The following is a 17,736-nucleotide window of genomic DNA, read 5'->3' as shown; positions in this document are numbered from 1 at the left end:
TAGAAAGTTACTTTATTTGGATAGGTTTTTAGGGTAAAAGTATTGATTTGATGTATGATATACAGCATTCCAATCTACTCTGCATTCAGGATAAGTATCCAACCAAAATTTTAACCCATTTAAATTGTTAGCAATATTAGGAGCCTTACCTCTCACCGACATATAACCCCACAACACCTTGCCGCTCTGATTATCATAAAAAATAGTTTCATCTAGCAAGACATAGTTATACCATTCAGTACGTTCATATACAAGCACTCTGCTGCTCCAAGCCTCATCTAAATAATAACGGTTGCCACGGAAATTCAAATATTCCTGATAGCCGGGCAAGACTTTGTAGGTTACCGGGTCGCGCAACGTACGACTGGAACCCCAAATCTTGAATTTCTGCCATTCCTCTTCCCCACCAAGCATTTGCTTCCACTCTTGAGGCGTAACATAAACATGAACGCCTGCCTGTTTGCACATTTCGGTGGCAAAGCGCATTCCCTGTATATATTCGATTGTCCACGGCACAATCCAGCCGCCCATCAGCAGCATAAATCCGGCAAATGCTCCGGCCTTCCCCGCCCAGCCGTATTGCGGCAGCATTCGGATAAATATCTTCCTGCCGAATTTAACGGCCAATATCGTCAGTACGATCCACAAGCCCAACGAAAATAAAACAACCAGCCCGAACATGCTTTACTCCTAAATAAAACTTGGGTTTTCACCAATTATATATTGAATTGGGAAAAAGGCTACCTGAAAATCCTGTTGCCAAGGTTTTCAGGTAGCCTAACAGCTAATCCGCTTCCTGCTCGCGGCCAGTATCAGATACCAGCCGAAATTGGCCAGTAGGTTTTGGGCGGGGGAGAGGCCGCGCACGCGGAAGCCGAAGGTTTCGGCGGCCAGCCACAGCACGGCGGCCATGCAGACGGCGTAGCGGCCGATGTATTGCTCGTAGGTGCTGGTGGTCAGCACCCAAACGGCGGAGGGCATGGGCGGGGGCTTGGGAATGGAATGGCGGGGCATATAGGCTCTATGTTCGATTAGTGAAAACGGTATTAGTGAAAACGGTATTAGTGAAAACGGTATTAGTGAAAACTGGGTGGCGGTATAGGGGAAGTCTTGGGTATCGGCAATTTTGCTTGGGTGCGGCTTGGGGCGGAAGGCTACCTGAAAATAAGTTTTAAGATGACACGTTTAAAAAACACCAACTAGCCTGTGAAAAAGCGTACTGGTAGTGCGATAAAAAAATAAAAGAATATTATGATACCTATTCCTTTACCTAATAAAACATATTCTGAAAATATTGTTATATCATTAATTAAAAAATAGCTTAATAAAACTAGAAAAAAACCCATCACAATAGACCAGGCACAGGCACGGATAAAGCCCATGATGCTGTGAATATTGGCGGGATCTTTATCTGAATTGCCCATCAACTGCATCGGCTGCCACAATACATAAGAAAGTGCCGCCACAATGGGGACAAACAATACGCAACGGATAAAGTGATAAAAAAATAGGGTATTGCTGAACGGCGTTTGTATAAACTGAAATTCGTCACCAAATCTTGCTGTCAACATACGACCTGTTTCCGAAGAGCCAAAATATAATGTAAAAAGATCCCATTTCTGATAAATCGGTGGCAATGCAAGATTACTCTTCACCCAATCGATACACGCCGTTACCCAATCGGGCTGCCACACCAAGGCCAGGTTTTTTACCCAGGCTTTGCAATAAAAAGCATCAAACAGCAGCACCATAAACAGAAAGCCCAGTGCCAAAATCTCGCTGCGCCGCATCAGGCGGCTGCTGCTTTCCTCCAAGTAAGCGGCGGCTTCCTCCCGGCTTTCCCCGTCTTGGATGACATCCAAGATATCCTGAAATTTCTCCTCCTCGCGGAACAAGTAGGCGTCTTCCCCCAATATCAACCGATACCAGAAATCGGGAAAACACACCGCCGCCCACAGGCAGACGCACCACAGGAAATTGAGCAGCAGGTTGGAGGTGGTGTTGAGCCCGGAAACCTTGAAGCCCAAGGTGGCCACGCCGATAAAATACCAAACCAGATTAATCAGGAAATAGAAAAATAGGTTTTCTTCATACAAGTGGCTGGATGAGATCCAGTCTTGGACGGATTTTGGAGATGAGGGCATAATCGTTTGAAATAGAATTGTTTGGAGTGAATATACCATATCAAAAAGGCTACCTGAAAATCCTGTTGCCAAGGTTTTCAGGTAGCCTTTGTTTGGCCGGCTGCGGTTACCTGGAAATTATTGCCGGAAAGCAGGCGGCCAGGTATGCGTGCGACGGCTAGGGCTGTTGGTTTTCGGGCAGTTTCTGTATCCACTGCCATTGCTGTTGGAGCACGTCTTGCAGGGCGCGTTGTTTCTGCTCGGGGCTTTGCAGATTGCCGGTGATGCGCTGGTAGTCGAGGGCGAAGTTGGGGCGGTTGATGCTGCCATTGATTTTCAACGGCAGCCAGAGGTCTTGGCCGGCGCTGGCAAGCACGGCGTAGTTGAGGGTGGCGGTGCGGATGTCGAAGCTGCCTTGGCCGCTGAGGTTGAGGCTGTCGCTTTGCAGGCTGAGGCGCGGGGTGGTGCCGATGCCGTTTTCTACGGCGGCTTCGATGCTGAAGTGGCGGAAGGGGGTGCTGCTCTCGGCGTTGTAGCGGATGAAGTTGCGGGCGGGCAGATTATCGGGTTTGTTGAGGAGTTTGCCGAGGTTGATGCCTTGCCAGGCGCCGTTGTCGAGCACGATTTTGCCTTGCCCGGCCAGGGTGGTGTGCCATTCGCTGCGGTTGAGGCCTTCTGCGCCGAGGCGGAAGGATGCGTTGCCGCGACCGCTGAGGTGGTTGAAGCGGAAGGCGTCTTGCAGCAGGGGTTTGATTTGGATGTTGCTGAATCGGAGGGCGGCTTCCCATTTGGGGCGGCTGCCTTGGTGCAGCACGGCGCTGCCTTCTGCGCTGCCTTCGTACATCTGCATTTTGATGGTTTGGGCTTCGAGCTTGTCGGCATCAAGGTGCAGGGTGCTGTGGAAGTTTTGGATTTGCAGGCCGGAGCTTTCGAGTGTGCCGATGTCGAGGGTGAGGCTGATTTGGCGGCGGCGCAGGACCTGCGGCCAATATTGGAGCCATAGGGGCGGGGTATTTTCGGCGGCAGGGGGGCGCTCGGATTCGAGGTAGCCGCTGAGGGAGAGTTTGCTCAGGTTGAGGGCGGCTTGGATGTTGTGGCCTTGTTCTCTGAGGCTGCCGGAAATTTTCAGGTAGCCTTCGTTGTTGTCGAGGCTGCCTTGCAGCTCGGCGTTCCAGCTTTGGCCGTTGCCGGCGGCTTGGCCGTGCCATTGGCCGGAGAGGTAGGGCATGCTGCCGGGGGCGGCGTTGTGGCGGGTGCTGAGGTAGAGGCTGTCGATTTGGAAATGGCCGGGGCCGGCTTGGAGGCGGCCGTTGGCGCTGTAGCCGCTGCTGCCCCGGCCGTATTCGGCGGTGCCGCTGATTTGGAAGCCGCCGATTTCCAGGGTGTGGTTTTGATAGGAGGCTTTGTTGATGCTGCCGCTGCCACTGTGGCGCACGGCATCGGCGGGGGGCTGGCCGTTGGCGGGGTCGGCGTTGCTGAAGATGATGTGGGTTTCGGGCAATACGGCGCTGTCGGGGGTGAGTTGCCAGTTGCGGGTGTTGCCTTCGATGTTGAGCTGCCAATCGGGGATTTGGATGCTGAGGCGGCCTTCTTTGGTGTTGAGGCGGCTTTGCCCGGGGGTGTAGTCGGCATTGCCTTGCCAGGCGGCGGTGAAGGGCTGGCCGTCGGGCAGGAAGCCGGAAAGGGTGGTTTGGAGCTGCTCGAAATGGCTGCCGCTGTAGCTGCCGGAGGCCTGTATCCGGTATTCCTGCGGGGCAAACAGGCTGGCGGAGAGGCTGAAGTTTCCGTCTGCGCGGTCGATGAAGCCGGCTGCTTGGCGCAGGGTTTGTTTTTGCCCGCCGTATTGCAGGCGCAGGGTGCTGTCTTCCAGTTCGATGCGGTGGGGCAGGGTGCTGTTTTCGGCTTGATTGTCGGTGAACCCGGCTACTTCCCACTGCCCGTTTTCCAGCCGCTGTGCGCTGATGCTGGCGCGTTGCAGGTGCAGGCTGTGGAGGGAGATGTCGCCCCACAGAGACGGCCAGCCGAAGGAGAGCCGTGCGGATTCGGCATTCATGGTTTGGCTGCCGCCCTGGGTGCGGCTCAAGCCCACTTGGTGCAGCACTATGTAAGGATAGGGAAACCAGCCGCGTTCGATTTGACGGCCGTCGAAATTCAGCTGCTGGCCTTGTGCGGCAAGCATTTGGTTGGCGGTTTGGCGGATGCGGGTTTCACTGAGCAGGTGGCGCAGGCCGAATGATGCACCTAGCCACAATGCCAGCAAAACCAGGCTGAAAAACAGCGTTTTCAGCCAGAGTTTGCGCCAGTTCGGGCCGTGGTAGGGCAGTTTGCTCATTAAAACACCGTGGAAAAGGGAAACCAGGCGAAAGGTAGCGGCTTTATGCCCGTCTGGCAAGGGTTTTAGCCGATTTTTTCAGAGCTGCGGGGAATGGGCAGGGTGGGAGGGAGCAGGCAATCTGACAATATCGCTTGAAAACGCTTGCCTATTTTTCAGGTAGCCTTGGCCGATATGAGAGGCTACCTGAAAATGTAAACCCCAGCCACTCAAGTAAAATGGTTATATAATGCCCGCTTTCCTCCGCCTGCCTACCACGCCATGCAGCTTGCCGATTTCGATTTCCACCTGCCCGAACACCTGATTGCCCAGCGGCCGCCCGAACGTCGCGGCAGCAGCCGCCTGCTCGACGCCCGCCCCGGCCGCCCCCTATGCGACCGCCTGTTTGCCGAGCTGCCAAACCTGCTCGAAGCCGGCGATCTGCTCGTGTTCAACAACACCAAAGTGATGAAAGCCCGCCTGTTCGGGCGCAAAGCCAGCGGCGGGCGCATTGAAGCCTTGATTGAACGAGTATTGGACGAACACTGCGCCCTGGCACACATCCGCTCCTCCAAATCCCCCAAGCCCGGCAGCCTGCTGGAATTTGACGGCGGCATTCGGGCGCAAATGGAAGAACGCGAAGGCGAGCTTTTTAAGCTGCGGTTTTCAGGTAGCCTCAACGTATACCAAATCCTCGAACAAACCGGCCGCTTGCCGCTGCCGCCCTATATCGAGCGCGCTGCCGACGCAGCTGATGACGAACGCTACCAAACCGTTTACGCCAAGCATCAAGGCGCCGTTGCCGCCCCCACCGCCGGCCTGCACTTCACCCCCGAATTGTTGGCACAACTGCAGGCAAACGGCATCCGCCGCGCCGAAGTGACCCTGCATGTGGGCGCCGGCACTTTCCAGCCCGTGCGCAGCGAAAATATTGCCGAACACAAAATGCACAAAGAGTGGTACAGCATCCCCGCTGAAACCGTTGAAGCTATTAAGGAAACCAAAGCAAACGGCAAACACGTATGGGCTGTCGGCACCACCTCCATGCGCAGCCTGGAAGCCGCCGCCCAAAGCGGCCGCCTGCAAGCGGGCGAGGGCGATACCGATATTTTCATCACCCCGGGCTACCGTTTTCAGGTAGCCGACGGCCTGATTACCAACTTCCACCTGCCCAAATCCACCCTGCTGATGCTGGTGAGCGCCTTTTCCGGCGTCGAACACATCCGTGCCGCCTACCGCCACGCCATCGAACAGCAATACCGCTTTTTCAGCTACGGCGACGCCATGCTGCTCACCCGGGCAGAGGCTACCTGAAAACAGGACGGGCGGCCATTTTCATTTTTCAGGTAGCCTCCCATCCCCAAAGGGCTACCTGAAAACCATCCCTTCTCACACCCAACAGGAGAAAACATGATTCAAGAGCAGCTCAACCCCCTCATCCTTCCCGATCAAAACGGCAACTTCGGCCAGCACGGCGGCCGCATCGGCCATCCCGCACTGGCCCAAGCCCTGGCCGAACTGGAAGCCGGTTTTCACAGCATCATCCGCGATGCCGACTTCATCAGCGAAATGAAACGCCTGCAAGCCACCTATGTCGGCCGCCCCAGCCCCATCTACCACGCCCGCACCCTCTCCAAACGCGGTGCGCAAATCTTCCTCAAACGCGAAGACCTCAACCACACCGGCGCCCACAAAATCAACCACTGCATCGGCGAAGTGCTGCTGGCCAAAAAACTCGGCAAGAAAAAAGTGATTGCCGAAACCGGCGCAGGCCAACACGGCGTAGCGCTGGCCACCGCCGCCGCCTTACTCGGCCTCGAATGCGAAATCCACATGGGCGTGGTCGATATTGCCAAAGAGCACCCCAATGTATCGCGCATGAAAATCCTTGGTGCCAAACTCGTGCCGGTATCTGCCGGAGCAGGCACGCTTAAAGAAGCCGTTGATAGCGCTTTCGCCGCCTATCTGGAACAAATCGACAGCAGCATATTCGCCATCGGCTCCGTAGTCGGCCCCGCACCGTATCCCGAAATGGTGGCCTATTTCCAAAGCATTGTCGGCCACGAAGCGCGCGAACAATTCCAGCGCGAGCAGGGCGGCTTGCCGGATGAAGTCATCGCCTGCGTGGGTGGCGGCTCCAACGCCATCGGCCTATTCAACGCCTTTATGGACGACCCATCCGTAGCCTTGGTGGGCGTAGAGCCGGCCGGCGAAGGCCTCGACAAGCCCGGCCGCCACGCCGCCACCATGACCAAAGGCAAATTCGGCAATATCCAAGGCTTCAACTGCTACTACCTGCAAAACGAAGACGGCACACCCGCTGCCGTACATTCTATTGCCTCCGGTCTGGATTACCCCGGCGTCGGCCCGCAGCATTGCCATTTGAAGGATATCGGCCGCGGCCGCTACGAAACCGCCACCGATGCCGAATGCCTCAACGCCTTCCTGGCACTCTCACGAGAGGAAGGCATTATTCCCGCGCTCGAATCCGCCCACGCCGTGGCCTATGCCTTACGCCGTGCAGCCGAACTCGATGGCGGCAAACGCCTGCTGGTCAACCTTTCCGGCCGCGGCGACAAAGATATCGACTTCGTGTTGGGCAAATTGGATTTGGCTTAAGCCCGAGTGCCGGGAGGCTGACGGCGCGGCGAAAGAAAAATTAGCCCGCAACAGCCAAACCCGATTTTATAATGAATTAAACCGGTACGGCGTTGGCTCGCCTTGCCGTAACGTGTGTACTGTTTGCGGCTCGCCGCCTTGTCCTGATTTTTGTTAATCCACTATAAAAAAAGCTACCTGAAACGCGGCGCAGAGAAGTTTCTGCGAAACCGGATTTTCAGGTAGCCTTTTTATGTGCCTTGAATTCGGCTTCATCTGAAAATCATTCTTTTTTGATTTGTCGCAATGGTTTGTTTGAAAAGGCGGAATAACGGGGGTTTCAGCTTGAGTTTTATGTTAAAAAGATTTATTATCGTAATAAACTGGCTAAGAAATATCAAAACCATTTCGGTGCGCCATTCCTTCGCACCCGTTCCCTCAGAAAGCCCCGCCATGTCCACCATCCCACTCTCCCAGCTGCGCAAAGGCGCGGTTGCGCATATTGATTCCATTGTCCCCAATCCCGTGTTCGGCGAGCTTGATGCCTTGGTGTCGCGCCGTTTGGCGGATTTGGGCTTTTCCGGCGGCATGCCTTTGCAGGTGATTGCCGTGGGCGGTTTCGGGCGCGGGCCGTTTGCGGTGCGCTTGGGCAACCAGTCGCAGTTTTCGCTGCGGCACGATGAGGCGGGGAAGATTATGTGCCATGTGGTCGATGCGGAACAAAAGCAGCCTGCACCTTAAAGGCTACCTGAAAGCGTCAGCTTCAACGAAGTTGAAATGAAAAAGCAGCCTGCAACCCTGCCGACCAAAGTGCAGGCTGCCTGAGCCCCGTGCCGCGCCGCCCGAAAGCAGCCTGCACGCGGCGAACAGAAGAAAAACCGAGAAGAATCAAAAAGGAAATACGATGGAACTGAGCTATTTCGCCCTTATCGGCGCGCCGAACTGCGGCAAAACCGTCTTGTTCAACGGGCTGACCGGCGCGCATGCCAAAGTGGCCAATTATCCTGGCGTAACGGTGGACAAGCGCGAAGGTGCGTTTTTGGACGACGAAGCCGTGCGCATTGTCGATTTGCCCGGCACATACAGCCTGCGCACCACCAGCCCCGACGAAGCGGTGGCGAAAGACGTGGCGGTGGGCAAACTCGGCATTCCGCCCGATGCCATCATTGCCGTGGCCGACGCGACCAACCTGCGCATGACGCTGCGCATGATTTTGGAACTGAAAACGCTGAAACTGCCGATGGTGGTGTCGCTGAACATGAGCGACGTGGCGCAGCGGCGCGGTTTGAATATCGACGCGGCGAAACTGAGCGAACTGTTGGGCGTGCCCGTGCTGGAAACCGTGGCTGTGAGCGCGTCTGGCGTGCAGGCGGTGCGCGAAGCCGTGGCGCAGTTGCCGCGCAAACGCTCGTTCCCCGCCAGTCCTGCTTCCGCCGAACGCACGTTGGACGAATTGGACAGCGACGCGCTTTATCACGAAGTCGAATCCATTTTGGCGCAAGTCGTGCGCACGGAAATGACTTTGCCCGCCTGGCACAAAAAATTGGACGAAATCGTGCTGCACCCCGTGTGGGGCATGGTTTTGCTGATGGTTATCCTGTTCATGGTGTTCCAAGCCGTGTACACCTGGGCCGCACCGATTATGGATGCCATCGAAGGCGGCTTCGGCTGGCTGGGCGAATGGGTGGCCGCCAATATGCAGCCGGGTATTTTGAACGATTTAATCGTGAACGGCGTGATTGCCGGTACGGGCAGCGTGCTGGTGTTCCTGCCGCAGATTACCATCCTGTTCGCCTTCATCCTGCTGCTGGAAGACTCGGGCTATCTGCCGCGCGCCGCATTTTTACTGGATAACGTGATGGCGAAAAGCGGATTGTCCGGCCGTTCGTTCATTCCGCTGCTGTCCAGCTTCGCCTGCGCCGTGCCTGCCGTGATGTCCGCCCGCACCATCCACGACCCGCGTGAGCGGCTGGTGACCATCGCCGTCGCCCCGCTGCTGACCTGTTCCGCGCGGCTGCCCGTGTATGCGCTGATTATCGCCGCCGTCATCCCTGACCGCACCGTGGGCGGGATATTCAACCTGCAAGGGCTGACGCTGTTTGTGCTGTACATCGCAGGTATACTGTCCGCCGCACTTGCCGCCTACCTCATGAAACGGTTGGCGCGGATTAAGGGCAACGTGCAGCAGTTCCCGCTGTTGATGGAGCTGCCCACCTTCCGTATGCCCAACTTCAAACACATCCTGACCAGCCTGTGGGACAGGGTGAAAGCCTTCCTGAAACGCGCCGGCACGATTATTTTCGCGCTGACCGTGATTCTGTGGGGCTTGGTGAGCTGGCCTGCGCCGCCCGAAGGCGCAACCGGTGCGGCAATTGATTACAGTCTGGCCGGCATGATCGGCCACGCCATCCAGCCGCTGTTCGCCCCGCTGGGCTTCACTTGGGAAATGTGTATCGCCATGATTCCGGGCATCGCCGCGCGCGAAGTGGTCGTGGCCGCGCTGGGCACGGTGTATGCCGTGGGCGCGTCGTCCGAAGACGCAGTGCAGAACGCGTTGATTCCCATCGTCCACAGCAACTGGGGTCTGCCCACCGCCTTCGCATTTTTGGCTTGGTATGTCTACGCCCCCATGTGCGCCGCCACTTTGGCCGTGATTCGGCGCGAAACCAAATCGCTGAAACACACCGCCATCATCGCGGGCTATATGTTCGCACTCGCCTACCTCGCCGCCTTCGCCGTTTACCAAATTAGTTCAAGGATTTTGTGATGCTTCAATATATTATCGTTGCCCTCATCATGCTTGCCAGCGCATTCTTCCTGCTGCGGAAGTTCGTGTTCAAACCGAAAAAAACGAAACGCGATTGCAGCAGCGGCTGCGGCAAATGCGGCGGCTGCGGTTAGGCCCGCCGAACAGAAAAGCAGCCTGCACATTGAAGGCTACCTGAACATGAAAAAGCAGCCTGCACTTCGGTCTTTCAATGTGCAGGCTGCTCTTGGCGTTTTCAGACGTTCCCATTAAGAGAAACAAATATGCTCGAAATCATCTTCATGCTGCTGGTAGTGGCCGTTCCACTGCTGCATCTCTACACCTTCTTCACCGAAGCCGGCCATCTCGGCCAATGGGAACCGTGGCTGGTGATTGTCATGCTCGTTTTGACCGGCACTTGGTTTATCTATTTCGTCAGCCCTAGCGCACGGATGAAGCTGGGCATCCAACTGCTGCTGATTGCAGGCATCATTGCCTTCATTTTTCTTTTGCAATATTCCGCAGATTTAAAGCAAGCATAGATCGAGAGCATTCAGCGACTCCGTTGGGTATGAGTCCAATCTATGGCTGCATTTCGTTTGAGAGAAAGTGCAGGCTGCTTTCGCATTTTAACTTCGTTGAAGCTGACGCTTTCAGGTAGCCTTTCGGAAGTTTGAGGCTACCTGAAAATCCCTACCGCGCCAACGGCCAGTCACGGATTTGCATGAAGGATAGTGCGGCTTGGAATACAATATTCCTTGATTTAAAACAACAACATCGCCTTCATGTCTTGCATCGGGGCACGCACTATGGTTTATTCTCCGGTTGAGTAAACAGACAATACCATCCGACCTTATCCAACCTGATGAAAGGAAATACCATGCAAACCATCGCCATCCAATCTCCCGGCAAATACATCCAAGGCGCAGGCCTGTTCGGGCAAATCGGCGCACACGTTTCGCCGCTGGCCGACAACGTGGCCGTGTTGGCGGACAAGTTCGTCCTGTCCATCTTGCAGGATAAACTTTCAGGTAGCCTGAATGCGTCCGGCGTACGGCACACGATTGTGCCGTTTAACGGCGAGTGCAGCCGTACCGAAATCGAGCGCGTAAAAAACATTGCCGAACAAAACGGCGCCAAAGCCGTTATCGGCGTGGGCGGCGGTAAAACTTTGGATGCGGCCAAGGCGGTTGCTTATTACGCGGGCCTGCCCGTGGTCGTGTGCCCTACCATTGCCTCCACCGATGCGCCGTGTTCCGCGCTGTCCGTGATTTACACCGATGCGGGCGAGTTTGAATCCTACCTGTTCTTCCCCAACAATCCCGAACGCGTGCTGGTGGACACCGAAGTGGTGGCCAACGCACCGGTGCGCCTGCTGGCCGCAGGCATCGGCGACGCACTGGCCACCTGGTTTGAAGCGCGTGCCTGCGCCAACAGCGGCGCGGACACCATGGCCGGGGCAAAAGTGTCGCCCACCGCGCTCACGCTGGCCAAACTCTGTTACGAAACGCTGCTGGAAAACGGGCGCAAAGCCGTGTCTGCCGTAAAAGACAAAGTGGTAACCCCCGCCGTGGAACGCGTGGTGGAAGCGAACACCTATCTGAGCGGCGTGGGTTTTGAAAGCGGCGGTTTGGCGGGCGCGCACTCAGTGCACAACGGTTTGACCGTGCTGCCCGAAACCCACCACAACCTGCACGGCGAAAAAGTCGCTTTCGGCCTGCTGACCCAGCTCATGCTGGAAAACGCAGACAACGCCGAACTGGAACAGGTTGTCGGCTTGTGCGTGGATGTCGGATTGCCCGTTACGCTGGCACAAATCGGCGTAACCGAAGGCATTGAAGCCAAAATGCGTCAAGTGGCCGAAGCCGCCTGCGCCGAAGGCGACACCATGGGCAATATGCCCGGCAACGTGCAGCCCGCCGACGTGTATGCCGCCCTGCTGGCCGCCGACCGCTTCGGCCGGGATTATCTGGCAAAATCAGCGCGTTAAGCCGGAAAAGCCTCAGCCTGGATAAAGCTGCAAAACCATTGCCGGCGACAAGATTGTCGCCAGCATTATTTTCAGCCATTTCATGGGATTGAGCATTCTTCCTTGAAAAAGCAGCCTGCACTTCGTTTGGAGAAAGTGCAGGCTGCCTATACCATTTTACAATGGAATCTTGAAAAACCGATATTAATCGAAACAATGAGATAATATAGTCAATTAAAATCAAAGTAGGACAGTAGCGCATCGTCAAATCGGGCGTAATCAGACAATACGGTTCGCAGATACCGCTTAATATTCGCCCACACCTTCTCAATCGGGTTGGGCTCAGGTGAATGAGGTGCAAGAGGCAATACCTTATGTCCCAATTTTTCCGCCATTTCCCGTAAGACACCCATACGGTGAAATCGTGCATTATCCAAAATAATCACCGATTTTTGAGTCAATGCGGGCAGCAGGCATTGCTGAAACCACGCTTCAAAAAAGACTCCGGTCATCGTATTTTGATAAACCATCGGAGCAATCAGCCGGTTGCCGACTTGTGCGGACACCAGAGATAAGCGTTGGTATCTTTTTCCACTTATCTGCGCTTTCACTATTTGCCCTTTCAGGCTGCGGGCATAGGGACGGAACAGGTAGCGGTCAAATCCTGTTTCATCCAAATAAACACGTTGGTAGTCGGAAAATTCGGCCAGCTGTGTCAAATAATACGTTACTGTGGCCGGGTCTTGTTCTTTGTAAGTGGTGGTCTTTTTTTGCGCGTCATCCCCATCTGTTTGAGCGCATAGCAAACGGCGGCTGCCGTACAATCAAAATGTTTGGCGATTTCATGCAGATAGGCATCCTGGTGTTGCCCAACATATTGAGCCGGTTTTTGCCTATCCAATTTGACGGCGTTTAGACCGGTAACTTGATGTTTTAGGCTGCCTGTTTGTTTTCTAAGACGAATCCATAAGTAAAGCGTGTTTCTTGACAAGTTAAACGTTGCTGCGGTTTGGCTGATGTTTTTGCATTGTTCGTAATAGTTTAAAGCTTTGTTTCTTAAGTCCGCAGAGTATGCCATGGTTAGACCTTCAAAGTTGAGTATTGTACTATTTTGTTTTTAATTGACTATATATCCCCCGCCAGCAGTATTGCAGATTCTGCCTGACCCATATTTCTTCCCATTGGACAACCATGAAAAAGACAATCATCATTTCATGCATCATCTTCCTGTTGCTGCTCGCCGCAGGCGGATATTACGTTATCCAGCCCGAAATAACACCGAGGAAAATACTATCTTCTATCCGCAGCCTTTTTGAAACCAAAGAAGAAACCAGAAGCAGGGAAATACGGGAAGCGATGGAATGCAAGCCCGACAAACCCCTGAGCAGGGGCGAGCGCTATGCGCTGGCGATGAGGGAATACTGGCAACGGCAGGTGAACGCGCACTGGTGGGGGGATGAGTGGCTGGAAAATAATATGGAAAATCCGCCGCCAAAGGGGATATATACGATTGTTGTCAATAAAAACATGTGCGGTTTGGAAAGGGACTGGCTCGGCCGTCCGAAATTCATGCGGACGGATTCCTGCTACCCGTTCCGGCTGGACGGCTATCCTACTTTGGAAGCACTGCTGAAAAAGCAGCCTGACTTTGTGCCTGAAGAAGCAAATGCCGAGTTTGCCGAAGTGGTCAGAAAGAATTTGGGCGGAAAAAAATACGACCCGGCAGGGGGAAGGTTTTTTGCAGCAGCCTGAACACTATCACCGTCCGAGCGGATTCGGCGTATTGAAGACGGATGACTGGCATGTTCAGTTTTATGCGGAAGACTGCTGTACACTGAATTCTTACCAAGAGTTTGTTGCTTATCTTCAGCAAAAGTATCCGATGGAATGGCAATCATGAGCAAAGACCATTCCTATTGAAGTCAGGGAAAATTCGGATTATTTAACAATAGATTATGTATATACCAAATCAAAAATTGATAAGGACTCAGATAAAGAAGATTTTTCTTGGAATGAAATGTATCTTGTCAATCCGTGTGGTGAGTTAGTAAATTTCTAACTTTCAGCCGTCCCAAACAGCACCTTTTATCTGCGCAAAATCAAAACGGCCATGTCGCCTGTCAAAAGCAGCCTGCATTTAGGTTTTCCCAACATGCAGGCTGCTTTTTTCGTTTTCAGGTAGCCTGCATAAAGCCACAAAACCGCTGCGGGTAGCAGGATGGCCTGCCAATAGGATTTTCAGCCATTTTATGGGTTTAAGCATTTTGTTTTCCTTGAAAAGCAGCCTGCACTTCGGTTTTCCCAACGTGCAGGCTGCTGTTTGGCGAGAAGGCTACCTGTATTTTCAGGTAGCCTTCAATCGGGGCAAGCACTTGATGTTTAACGTTTGGCTTGTGCGGCCAGGCATTGCTCTTGCCGTTGCAGGAAGGCTTCGCTGCCGCCGAGTTTGTCCAGCTGCTGTTGCGGCGAGAGTTTGGGCAGGCTGCGGATGTCTTCCGTGCCGAGTTTTTGCACCGGCTCTTCCCACAGGCAGCGGCAGTAGGGTTCGAGCACGCGCCCGCTTTGGCCGGCAAGGCCGTGTTTGGCCAAGTCGGCCTGCCATTGCGGCACGGCAGGCATGTTTTGGATGCAAGCCTCTACGATGCGGCGGCTGATGTCGGCCTTATCCGGCGCACACAGGCGCGGCACGAGGGCAAAGGCGAGCGCCAGCGCCGCCGTTACCGCCAGCCAGCCGATGAGGGTGCGGCGGCGTTTGCGGCGGGCGGCTTCATCGGTTTGAATTTCAGCCATGCAGGCTTTCCATGCGCAACATCATCACAGGCTGGAAAACGTGTTCCAGTGCTTCGATTTGGGCGATGGCGGCCTTGATGTGCTTTTCTTTGGTCTGGTGGGTGAGAATCACGATTTCGGCGTTTTCATGGTTGATCACGCCTTTTTGCAGCAGGGCTTCGATGGAGATGCCCTGCTCGGCGAGGATACGGCCGATGTCGGCCACCACGCCGGGTTTGTCTTGCGCCGATACGCGCAGGTAGTAGCTGCTGGTGATTGCGTCGATCGGCAACACCGGCAGCTGTTCGTTGCGGCGGAAAGCCAACGGCGGCACGCGCTGCTCGCTGGCGGCGTGCATCAGGCGGGCGGTGTCGATGATGTCGGCCACCACGGCGCTGGCGGTTGGGGCGGCACCGGCGCCGGCACCGTAATACAGGGTTTCGCCCACCATATTGGATTGCACCAGCACGGCGTTCATCACGCCTTCCACCTGCGCCAGCAGGCGGCATTCCGGCACGAGCGTGGGGTGTACGCGCAGTTCGATGCCCTCGTCGGTTTTACGGGTGATGCCCAGCAGTTTGATGCGGTAGCCCAGCTCTTCAGCGTAGCGGATGTCTTGGCTTTCCAGCTTGCTGATGCCTTCCAGGTAGCAGTGTTGGAAATTAATCGGCGTGCCGAACGCCAGCGCGGACATAATGCTCAGTTTGTGCGCCGCATCGTGGCCTTCGATATCGAAAGTCGGGTCGGCTTCGGCATAGCCCAGCTCCTGTGCCTGCTTGAGCACGTCGGCAAACGGGCTGCCATGCTCGCGCATATTGCTCAGGATGAAGTTGCTGGTGCCGTTGATGATGCCGGCCACCGATTTGATGCGGTTGGCGGCCAGGCCTTCGCGCAAGGCTTTGATAATCGGAATACCGCCGGCCACCGCCGCTTCAAACATTACCATCACATTTTTTTCCGCCGCCAGCGCGAAAATTTCGTTGCCGTATTCGGCCAAGAGTTTTTTGTTGGCGGTGACCACGTGTTTGCCGTTTTCAATGGCGCACAACACCACTTCGCGTGCCGTATCCGTACCGCCGATCAGCTCCACCACGATATCCACATCCGCGCTGCGGGCTACCTGAAACACATCGTCCGACACCACCGTGTCGCTCGGGCATAGTTTGCGGATGCGGTCGGTGTTGTGGCTGGCGGCCATACTGATGCACACTTCGCGCCCCAGGCGGCGCGTGATTTCCTGCGCGTTTTCCGACAATAATTTGGCCGTACCACCGCCGACGGTACCCATCCCCAAGATGCCAATTCTGATTGGTTGCATGCTGACTCCTTGTTATGATTACGGCTGCGCCGAGCGCCCATTTGCCGTTTTGCTCTGAACATGCCGGCCTGCCATACCGGCGGCCAAGCTGATAAACAATAAAATCCGAAAGCGGATAGAAAGCCGTTATCTTAGCCGAAAACCCCGGTTTTTACACCTTTTAATAGAAACACTTACACTTTTAACCACACCGCCTCGAAGCCAAGCGTTCCAACCGCCTTGCAGCCTGTGCCTTCAGGTAGCCTCCAACCCATTCAAACACAAACAAATTATGCTGATTCAAGAACACCAGCCCGCCTCCGCCTGCCACATCGATCACTATCAGCCCGGACAAATCGAAATCGACGGCCACACCTACCGCCAAGCCGTATTGCTTGACGGCAGCGGCAGCGTGCAAACCGTTACCCTGGCCTCTGCAGCCGAGCTGCAAGCTGAAGACCTAGCCCTCGCCGCTGCAAGCCGGCCCGAAGTCATCCTCATCGGCACCGGCGAACGGCAACAGTTTTTACACCCGCGCATTGCCGCTGCGGCAAGCGGCATCGGCGTGGAATGCATGCCCACCGCCGCCGCCGTGCGCACCTATCTTTTGCTGCAAAGCGAAGGCCGCCGCGTGTGGGCATGGCTGTGGCCGTAATGCGGCAGGCAAGATGGCGCAGAATTTTCAGGTAGCCTCCTGCCACAGGCTACCTGAAAATGTGGATTTAAATAAAGAATGAGACAAGGCGGCAAGCCGCAGGCAGTACACGCGTTACGGCCAGGCAAGCCGATGCCGTAGCATTCTTATGCTAACCCACTATAAAAAGGCTACCTGAAAACACATCGCCGTTTTCAGGTAGCCTTTTTGCCGTTCGCATCCCTATTGCGGGTCTAAGCCTTGCAAGATGCGCTGTGCTTCGGCCGCGCTGAGGTTGTAGCGGTAGTAGCGGCGGTAGAAATCTTGGATTTTGGCGGTCATGTCCACATCGCTAAACCGTTGCGGATGCAGCAGCTTGGCTGCCCACAACACTTGCAGGGCGGCTTCGGTGCTGTAGCGATCCCAACCGAATGTGCCAATCGGGTTGGCGTGCAAGCGGTTGTTCTGCACGGCTTTGATACTCTGCCAGGCCGGATCTTGTTTGATGCGGGCGATGGCCTGCGCGGCGTTGCGCCCACCCACGATGATCACGTCGGGATTAGCCTGAACAATGGCTTCCATCGATACTTCGCTCAAGTTGGCCTGTTCGGACAATGCGGGGCGACCGCCGGCAATGCGTATCCATTCGCCGATTATCGAGCGGCCGCCGTCAATGCGGCGCAGGTTGGCACCGCCGGTGAGGTGCAGCACGGTGGGCTTCTGCGCGTTGCTCAGATTGGCCAGCCGGCTGCGAACGAAACGCAGGTTGCCGTCTAATTCGGCGTTGTATTGGCGGGCGATTTGCGGGGCGTTGCCGCCGATCACGTCGGCAGTGATGCGTACGGTTTGCTTGAGGCCGTTAAAGTCTTGGAAGCGCACCAGCACGGGCTTCATCCCGGCGCGCAACACCTGCTGCTGCATGGCGGGCTGGGAAAGCAGCACCACATCGGGGCGCACGCTGAGCAGGGCTTCACTCTGCACGGTTTGGCCGTTGCTCAGAGCGGGCACGTTTTTAATACGCGGATACACCTTGGCAAACCACGGCAGGTTGCGGGTGGCTTCGGTGGTGGCCACCAGTTTGTCGGCACCGCCGAGCATCAGTACCACTTGGTTGTTGGCCGGCCACAGGTCGGCAATGCGGTTTACCTGTTGCGGCAGCTCCACACTTTGGTTGTTGATGTCGTGCACGGTGCGGGCGTGCACGGGCTGGAAGGCGAGCAGCAGGCCGGCAAACAGGGCGGCTCTGAGTTTGCTTGGTGTTGAAAACATGGTTTTTCCTTTTTGCTTGA

Annotated in this window: 18 protein-coding genes; 9 read left to right on the top strand and 9 right to left on the bottom strand. The window is 55.4% G+C overall.

Annotation, left to right across the window (positions count from 1 at the left end):
* Positions 1-12 precede the first annotated feature (12 nt).
* From ELB75_RS07625 to ELB75_RS07610, 4 genes are all read right to left on the bottom strand, one after another.
* Positions 13-681 (bottom strand): hypothetical protein, encoded by a 669-nt coding sequence (locus tag ELB75_RS07625; protein ID WP_126983415.1) that lies wholly within the window; start codon positions 679-681, stop codon positions 13-15.
* A 96-nt stretch (positions 682-777) separates the two neighbouring features.
* Positions 778-1,014 carry a hypothetical protein gene (locus ELB75_RS07620; protein ID WP_126983414.1) on the bottom strand — a complete coding sequence of 79 codons (237 nt, stop codon included), beginning with the start codon at positions 1,012-1,014 and terminating at the stop codon, positions 778-780.
* A gap of 185 nt (positions 1,015-1,199) precedes the next feature.
* Positions 1,200-2,144 carry a hypothetical protein gene (locus ELB75_RS07615; RefSeq protein ID WP_206501441.1) on the bottom strand — a complete coding sequence of 315 codons (945 nt, stop codon included), beginning with the start codon at positions 2,142-2,144 and terminating at the stop codon, positions 1,200-1,202.
* A 157-nt stretch (positions 2,145-2,301) separates the two neighbouring features.
* Complete coding sequence (locus ELB75_RS07610; RefSeq protein WP_126983412.1) at positions 2,302-4,455, bottom strand: AsmA family protein; 2,154 nt, start codon at positions 4,453-4,455, stop codon at positions 2,302-2,304.
* Positions 4,456-4,716: 261 nt separating this feature from the next.
* Here ELB75_RS07610 and queA point away from each other — a divergent pair, with 261 nt between their 5' ends.
* From queA to ELB75_RS07565, 7 genes are all read left to right on the top strand, one after another.
* Positions 4,717-5,748, top strand: coding sequence for a tRNA preQ1(34) S-adenosylmethionine ribosyltransferase-isomerase QueA (queA, locus tag ELB75_RS07605; protein WP_126983411.1), 1,032 nt, complete (start codon positions 4,717-4,719; stop codon positions 5,746-5,748).
* A 96-nt stretch (positions 5,749-5,844) separates the two neighbouring features.
* The gene (gene trpB / locus ELB75_RS07600; RefSeq protein ID WP_126983410.1) at positions 5,845-7,053 is read left to right on the top strand and encodes a tryptophan synthase subunit beta; all 1,209 of its coding nucleotides are present in this window, start codon (positions 5,845-5,847) and stop codon (positions 7,051-7,053) included.
* A 432-nt stretch (positions 7,054-7,485) separates the two neighbouring features.
* Complete coding sequence (locus ELB75_RS07585) at positions 7,486-7,773, top strand: FeoA family protein (RefSeq protein WP_126983407.1); 288 nt, start codon at positions 7,486-7,488, stop codon at positions 7,771-7,773.
* A gap of 163 nt (positions 7,774-7,936) precedes the next feature.
* Positions 7,937-9,799 carry a ferrous iron transporter B gene (gene feoB, locus ELB75_RS07580; protein ID WP_126983406.1) on the top strand — a complete coding sequence of 621 codons (1,863 nt, stop codon included), beginning with the start codon at positions 7,937-7,939 and terminating at the stop codon, positions 9,797-9,799.
* Entirely contained in the window at positions 9,799-9,933 is a 135-nt protein-coding gene (locus ELB75_RS07575) for a FeoB-associated Cys-rich membrane protein (RefSeq protein ID WP_126983405.1), read from the top strand. The genes feoB and ELB75_RS07575 overlap by 1 nt, the downstream gene beginning before the upstream one ends.
* 129 nt (positions 9,934-10,062) lie before the next feature.
* On the top strand, positions 10,063-10,320 hold the full coding sequence (locus ELB75_RS07570) for an enterochelin ABC transporter (RefSeq protein WP_126983404.1): 258 nt from the start codon (positions 10,063-10,065) through the stop codon (positions 10,318-10,320).
* Positions 10,321-10,658: 338 nt separating this feature from the next.
* Positions 10,659-11,768 carry a glycerol dehydrogenase gene (locus tag ELB75_RS07565; protein ID WP_064084947.1) on the top strand — a complete coding sequence of 370 codons (1,110 nt, stop codon included), beginning with the start codon at positions 10,659-10,661 and terminating at the stop codon, positions 11,766-11,768.
* 209 nt (positions 11,769-11,977) lie between these two features.
* On the opposite strand, the gene ELB75_RS07560 is transcribed toward ELB75_RS07565, so the two are convergent.
* A protein-coding gene (locus ELB75_RS07560) for an IS630 family transposase (RefSeq protein ID WP_126983402.1) occupies positions 11,978-12,825 on the bottom strand; the annotation gives its coding sequence in 2 pieces (ribosomal slippage) (positions 11,978-12,510 and positions 12,510-12,825; 849 coding nt in all).
* Between the two features lie 113 nt (positions 12,826-12,938).
* On the opposite strand from ELB75_RS07560, the gene ELB75_RS07555 reads away from it, so the two are divergent.
* The gene (locus ELB75_RS07555) at positions 12,939-13,499 is read left to right on the top strand and encodes a hypothetical protein (protein ID WP_126983401.1); all 561 of its coding nucleotides are present in this window, start codon (positions 12,939-12,941) and stop codon (positions 13,497-13,499) included.
* Positions 13,500-13,884: 385 nt separating this feature from the next.
* Here the strand turns inward: ELB75_RS07555 and ELB75_RS13045 are convergent, their stop codons facing one another.
* The 3 genes from ELB75_RS13045 to ELB75_RS07545 all read right to left on the bottom strand — a co-directional run bounded on the left by ELB75_RS13045 (position 13,885) and on the right by ELB75_RS07545 (position 15,834).
* Positions 13,885-14,010 (bottom strand): hypothetical protein, encoded by a 126-nt coding sequence (locus ELB75_RS13045; RefSeq protein WP_277600813.1) that lies wholly within the window; start codon positions 14,008-14,010, stop codon positions 13,885-13,887.
* A 116-nt stretch (positions 14,011-14,126) separates the two neighbouring features.
* Positions 14,127-14,537, bottom strand: coding sequence for a hypothetical protein (locus ELB75_RS07550; RefSeq protein WP_126983400.1), 411 nt, complete (start codon positions 14,535-14,537; stop codon positions 14,127-14,129).
* On the bottom strand, positions 14,530-15,834 hold the full coding sequence (locus tag ELB75_RS07545) for a homoserine dehydrogenase (protein ID WP_126983399.1): 1,305 nt from the start codon (positions 15,832-15,834) through the stop codon (positions 14,530-14,532). The genes ELB75_RS07550 and ELB75_RS07545 overlap by 8 nt, the downstream gene beginning before the upstream one ends.
* Before the next feature lie 271 nt (positions 15,835-16,105).
* On the opposite strand from ELB75_RS07545, the gene ELB75_RS07540 reads away from it, so the two are divergent.
* Entirely contained in the window at positions 16,106-16,468 is a 363-nt protein-coding gene (locus tag ELB75_RS07540) for an Mth938-like domain-containing protein (RefSeq protein ID WP_126983398.1), read from the top strand.
* 222 nt (positions 16,469-16,690) lie between these two features.
* Here the strand turns inward: ELB75_RS07540 and ELB75_RS07535 are convergent, their stop codons facing one another.
* On the bottom strand, positions 16,691-17,716 hold the full coding sequence (locus tag ELB75_RS07535) for an ABC transporter substrate-binding protein (protein WP_126983397.1): 1,026 nt from the start codon (positions 17,714-17,716) through the stop codon (positions 16,691-16,693).
* Positions 17,717-17,736: the final 20 nt, after the last annotated feature.

Origin of the sequence: Eikenella corrodens (genome assembly GCF_003990355.1) — a bacterium.
Taxonomy (GTDB): Bacteria; Pseudomonadota; Gammaproteobacteria; order Burkholderiales; family Neisseriaceae; genus Eikenella; species Eikenella corrodens_B.
The sequence above is the reverse complement of the archived record's forward strand: the minus strand, read 5'-3'. Positions and strand labels throughout refer to the sequence as shown.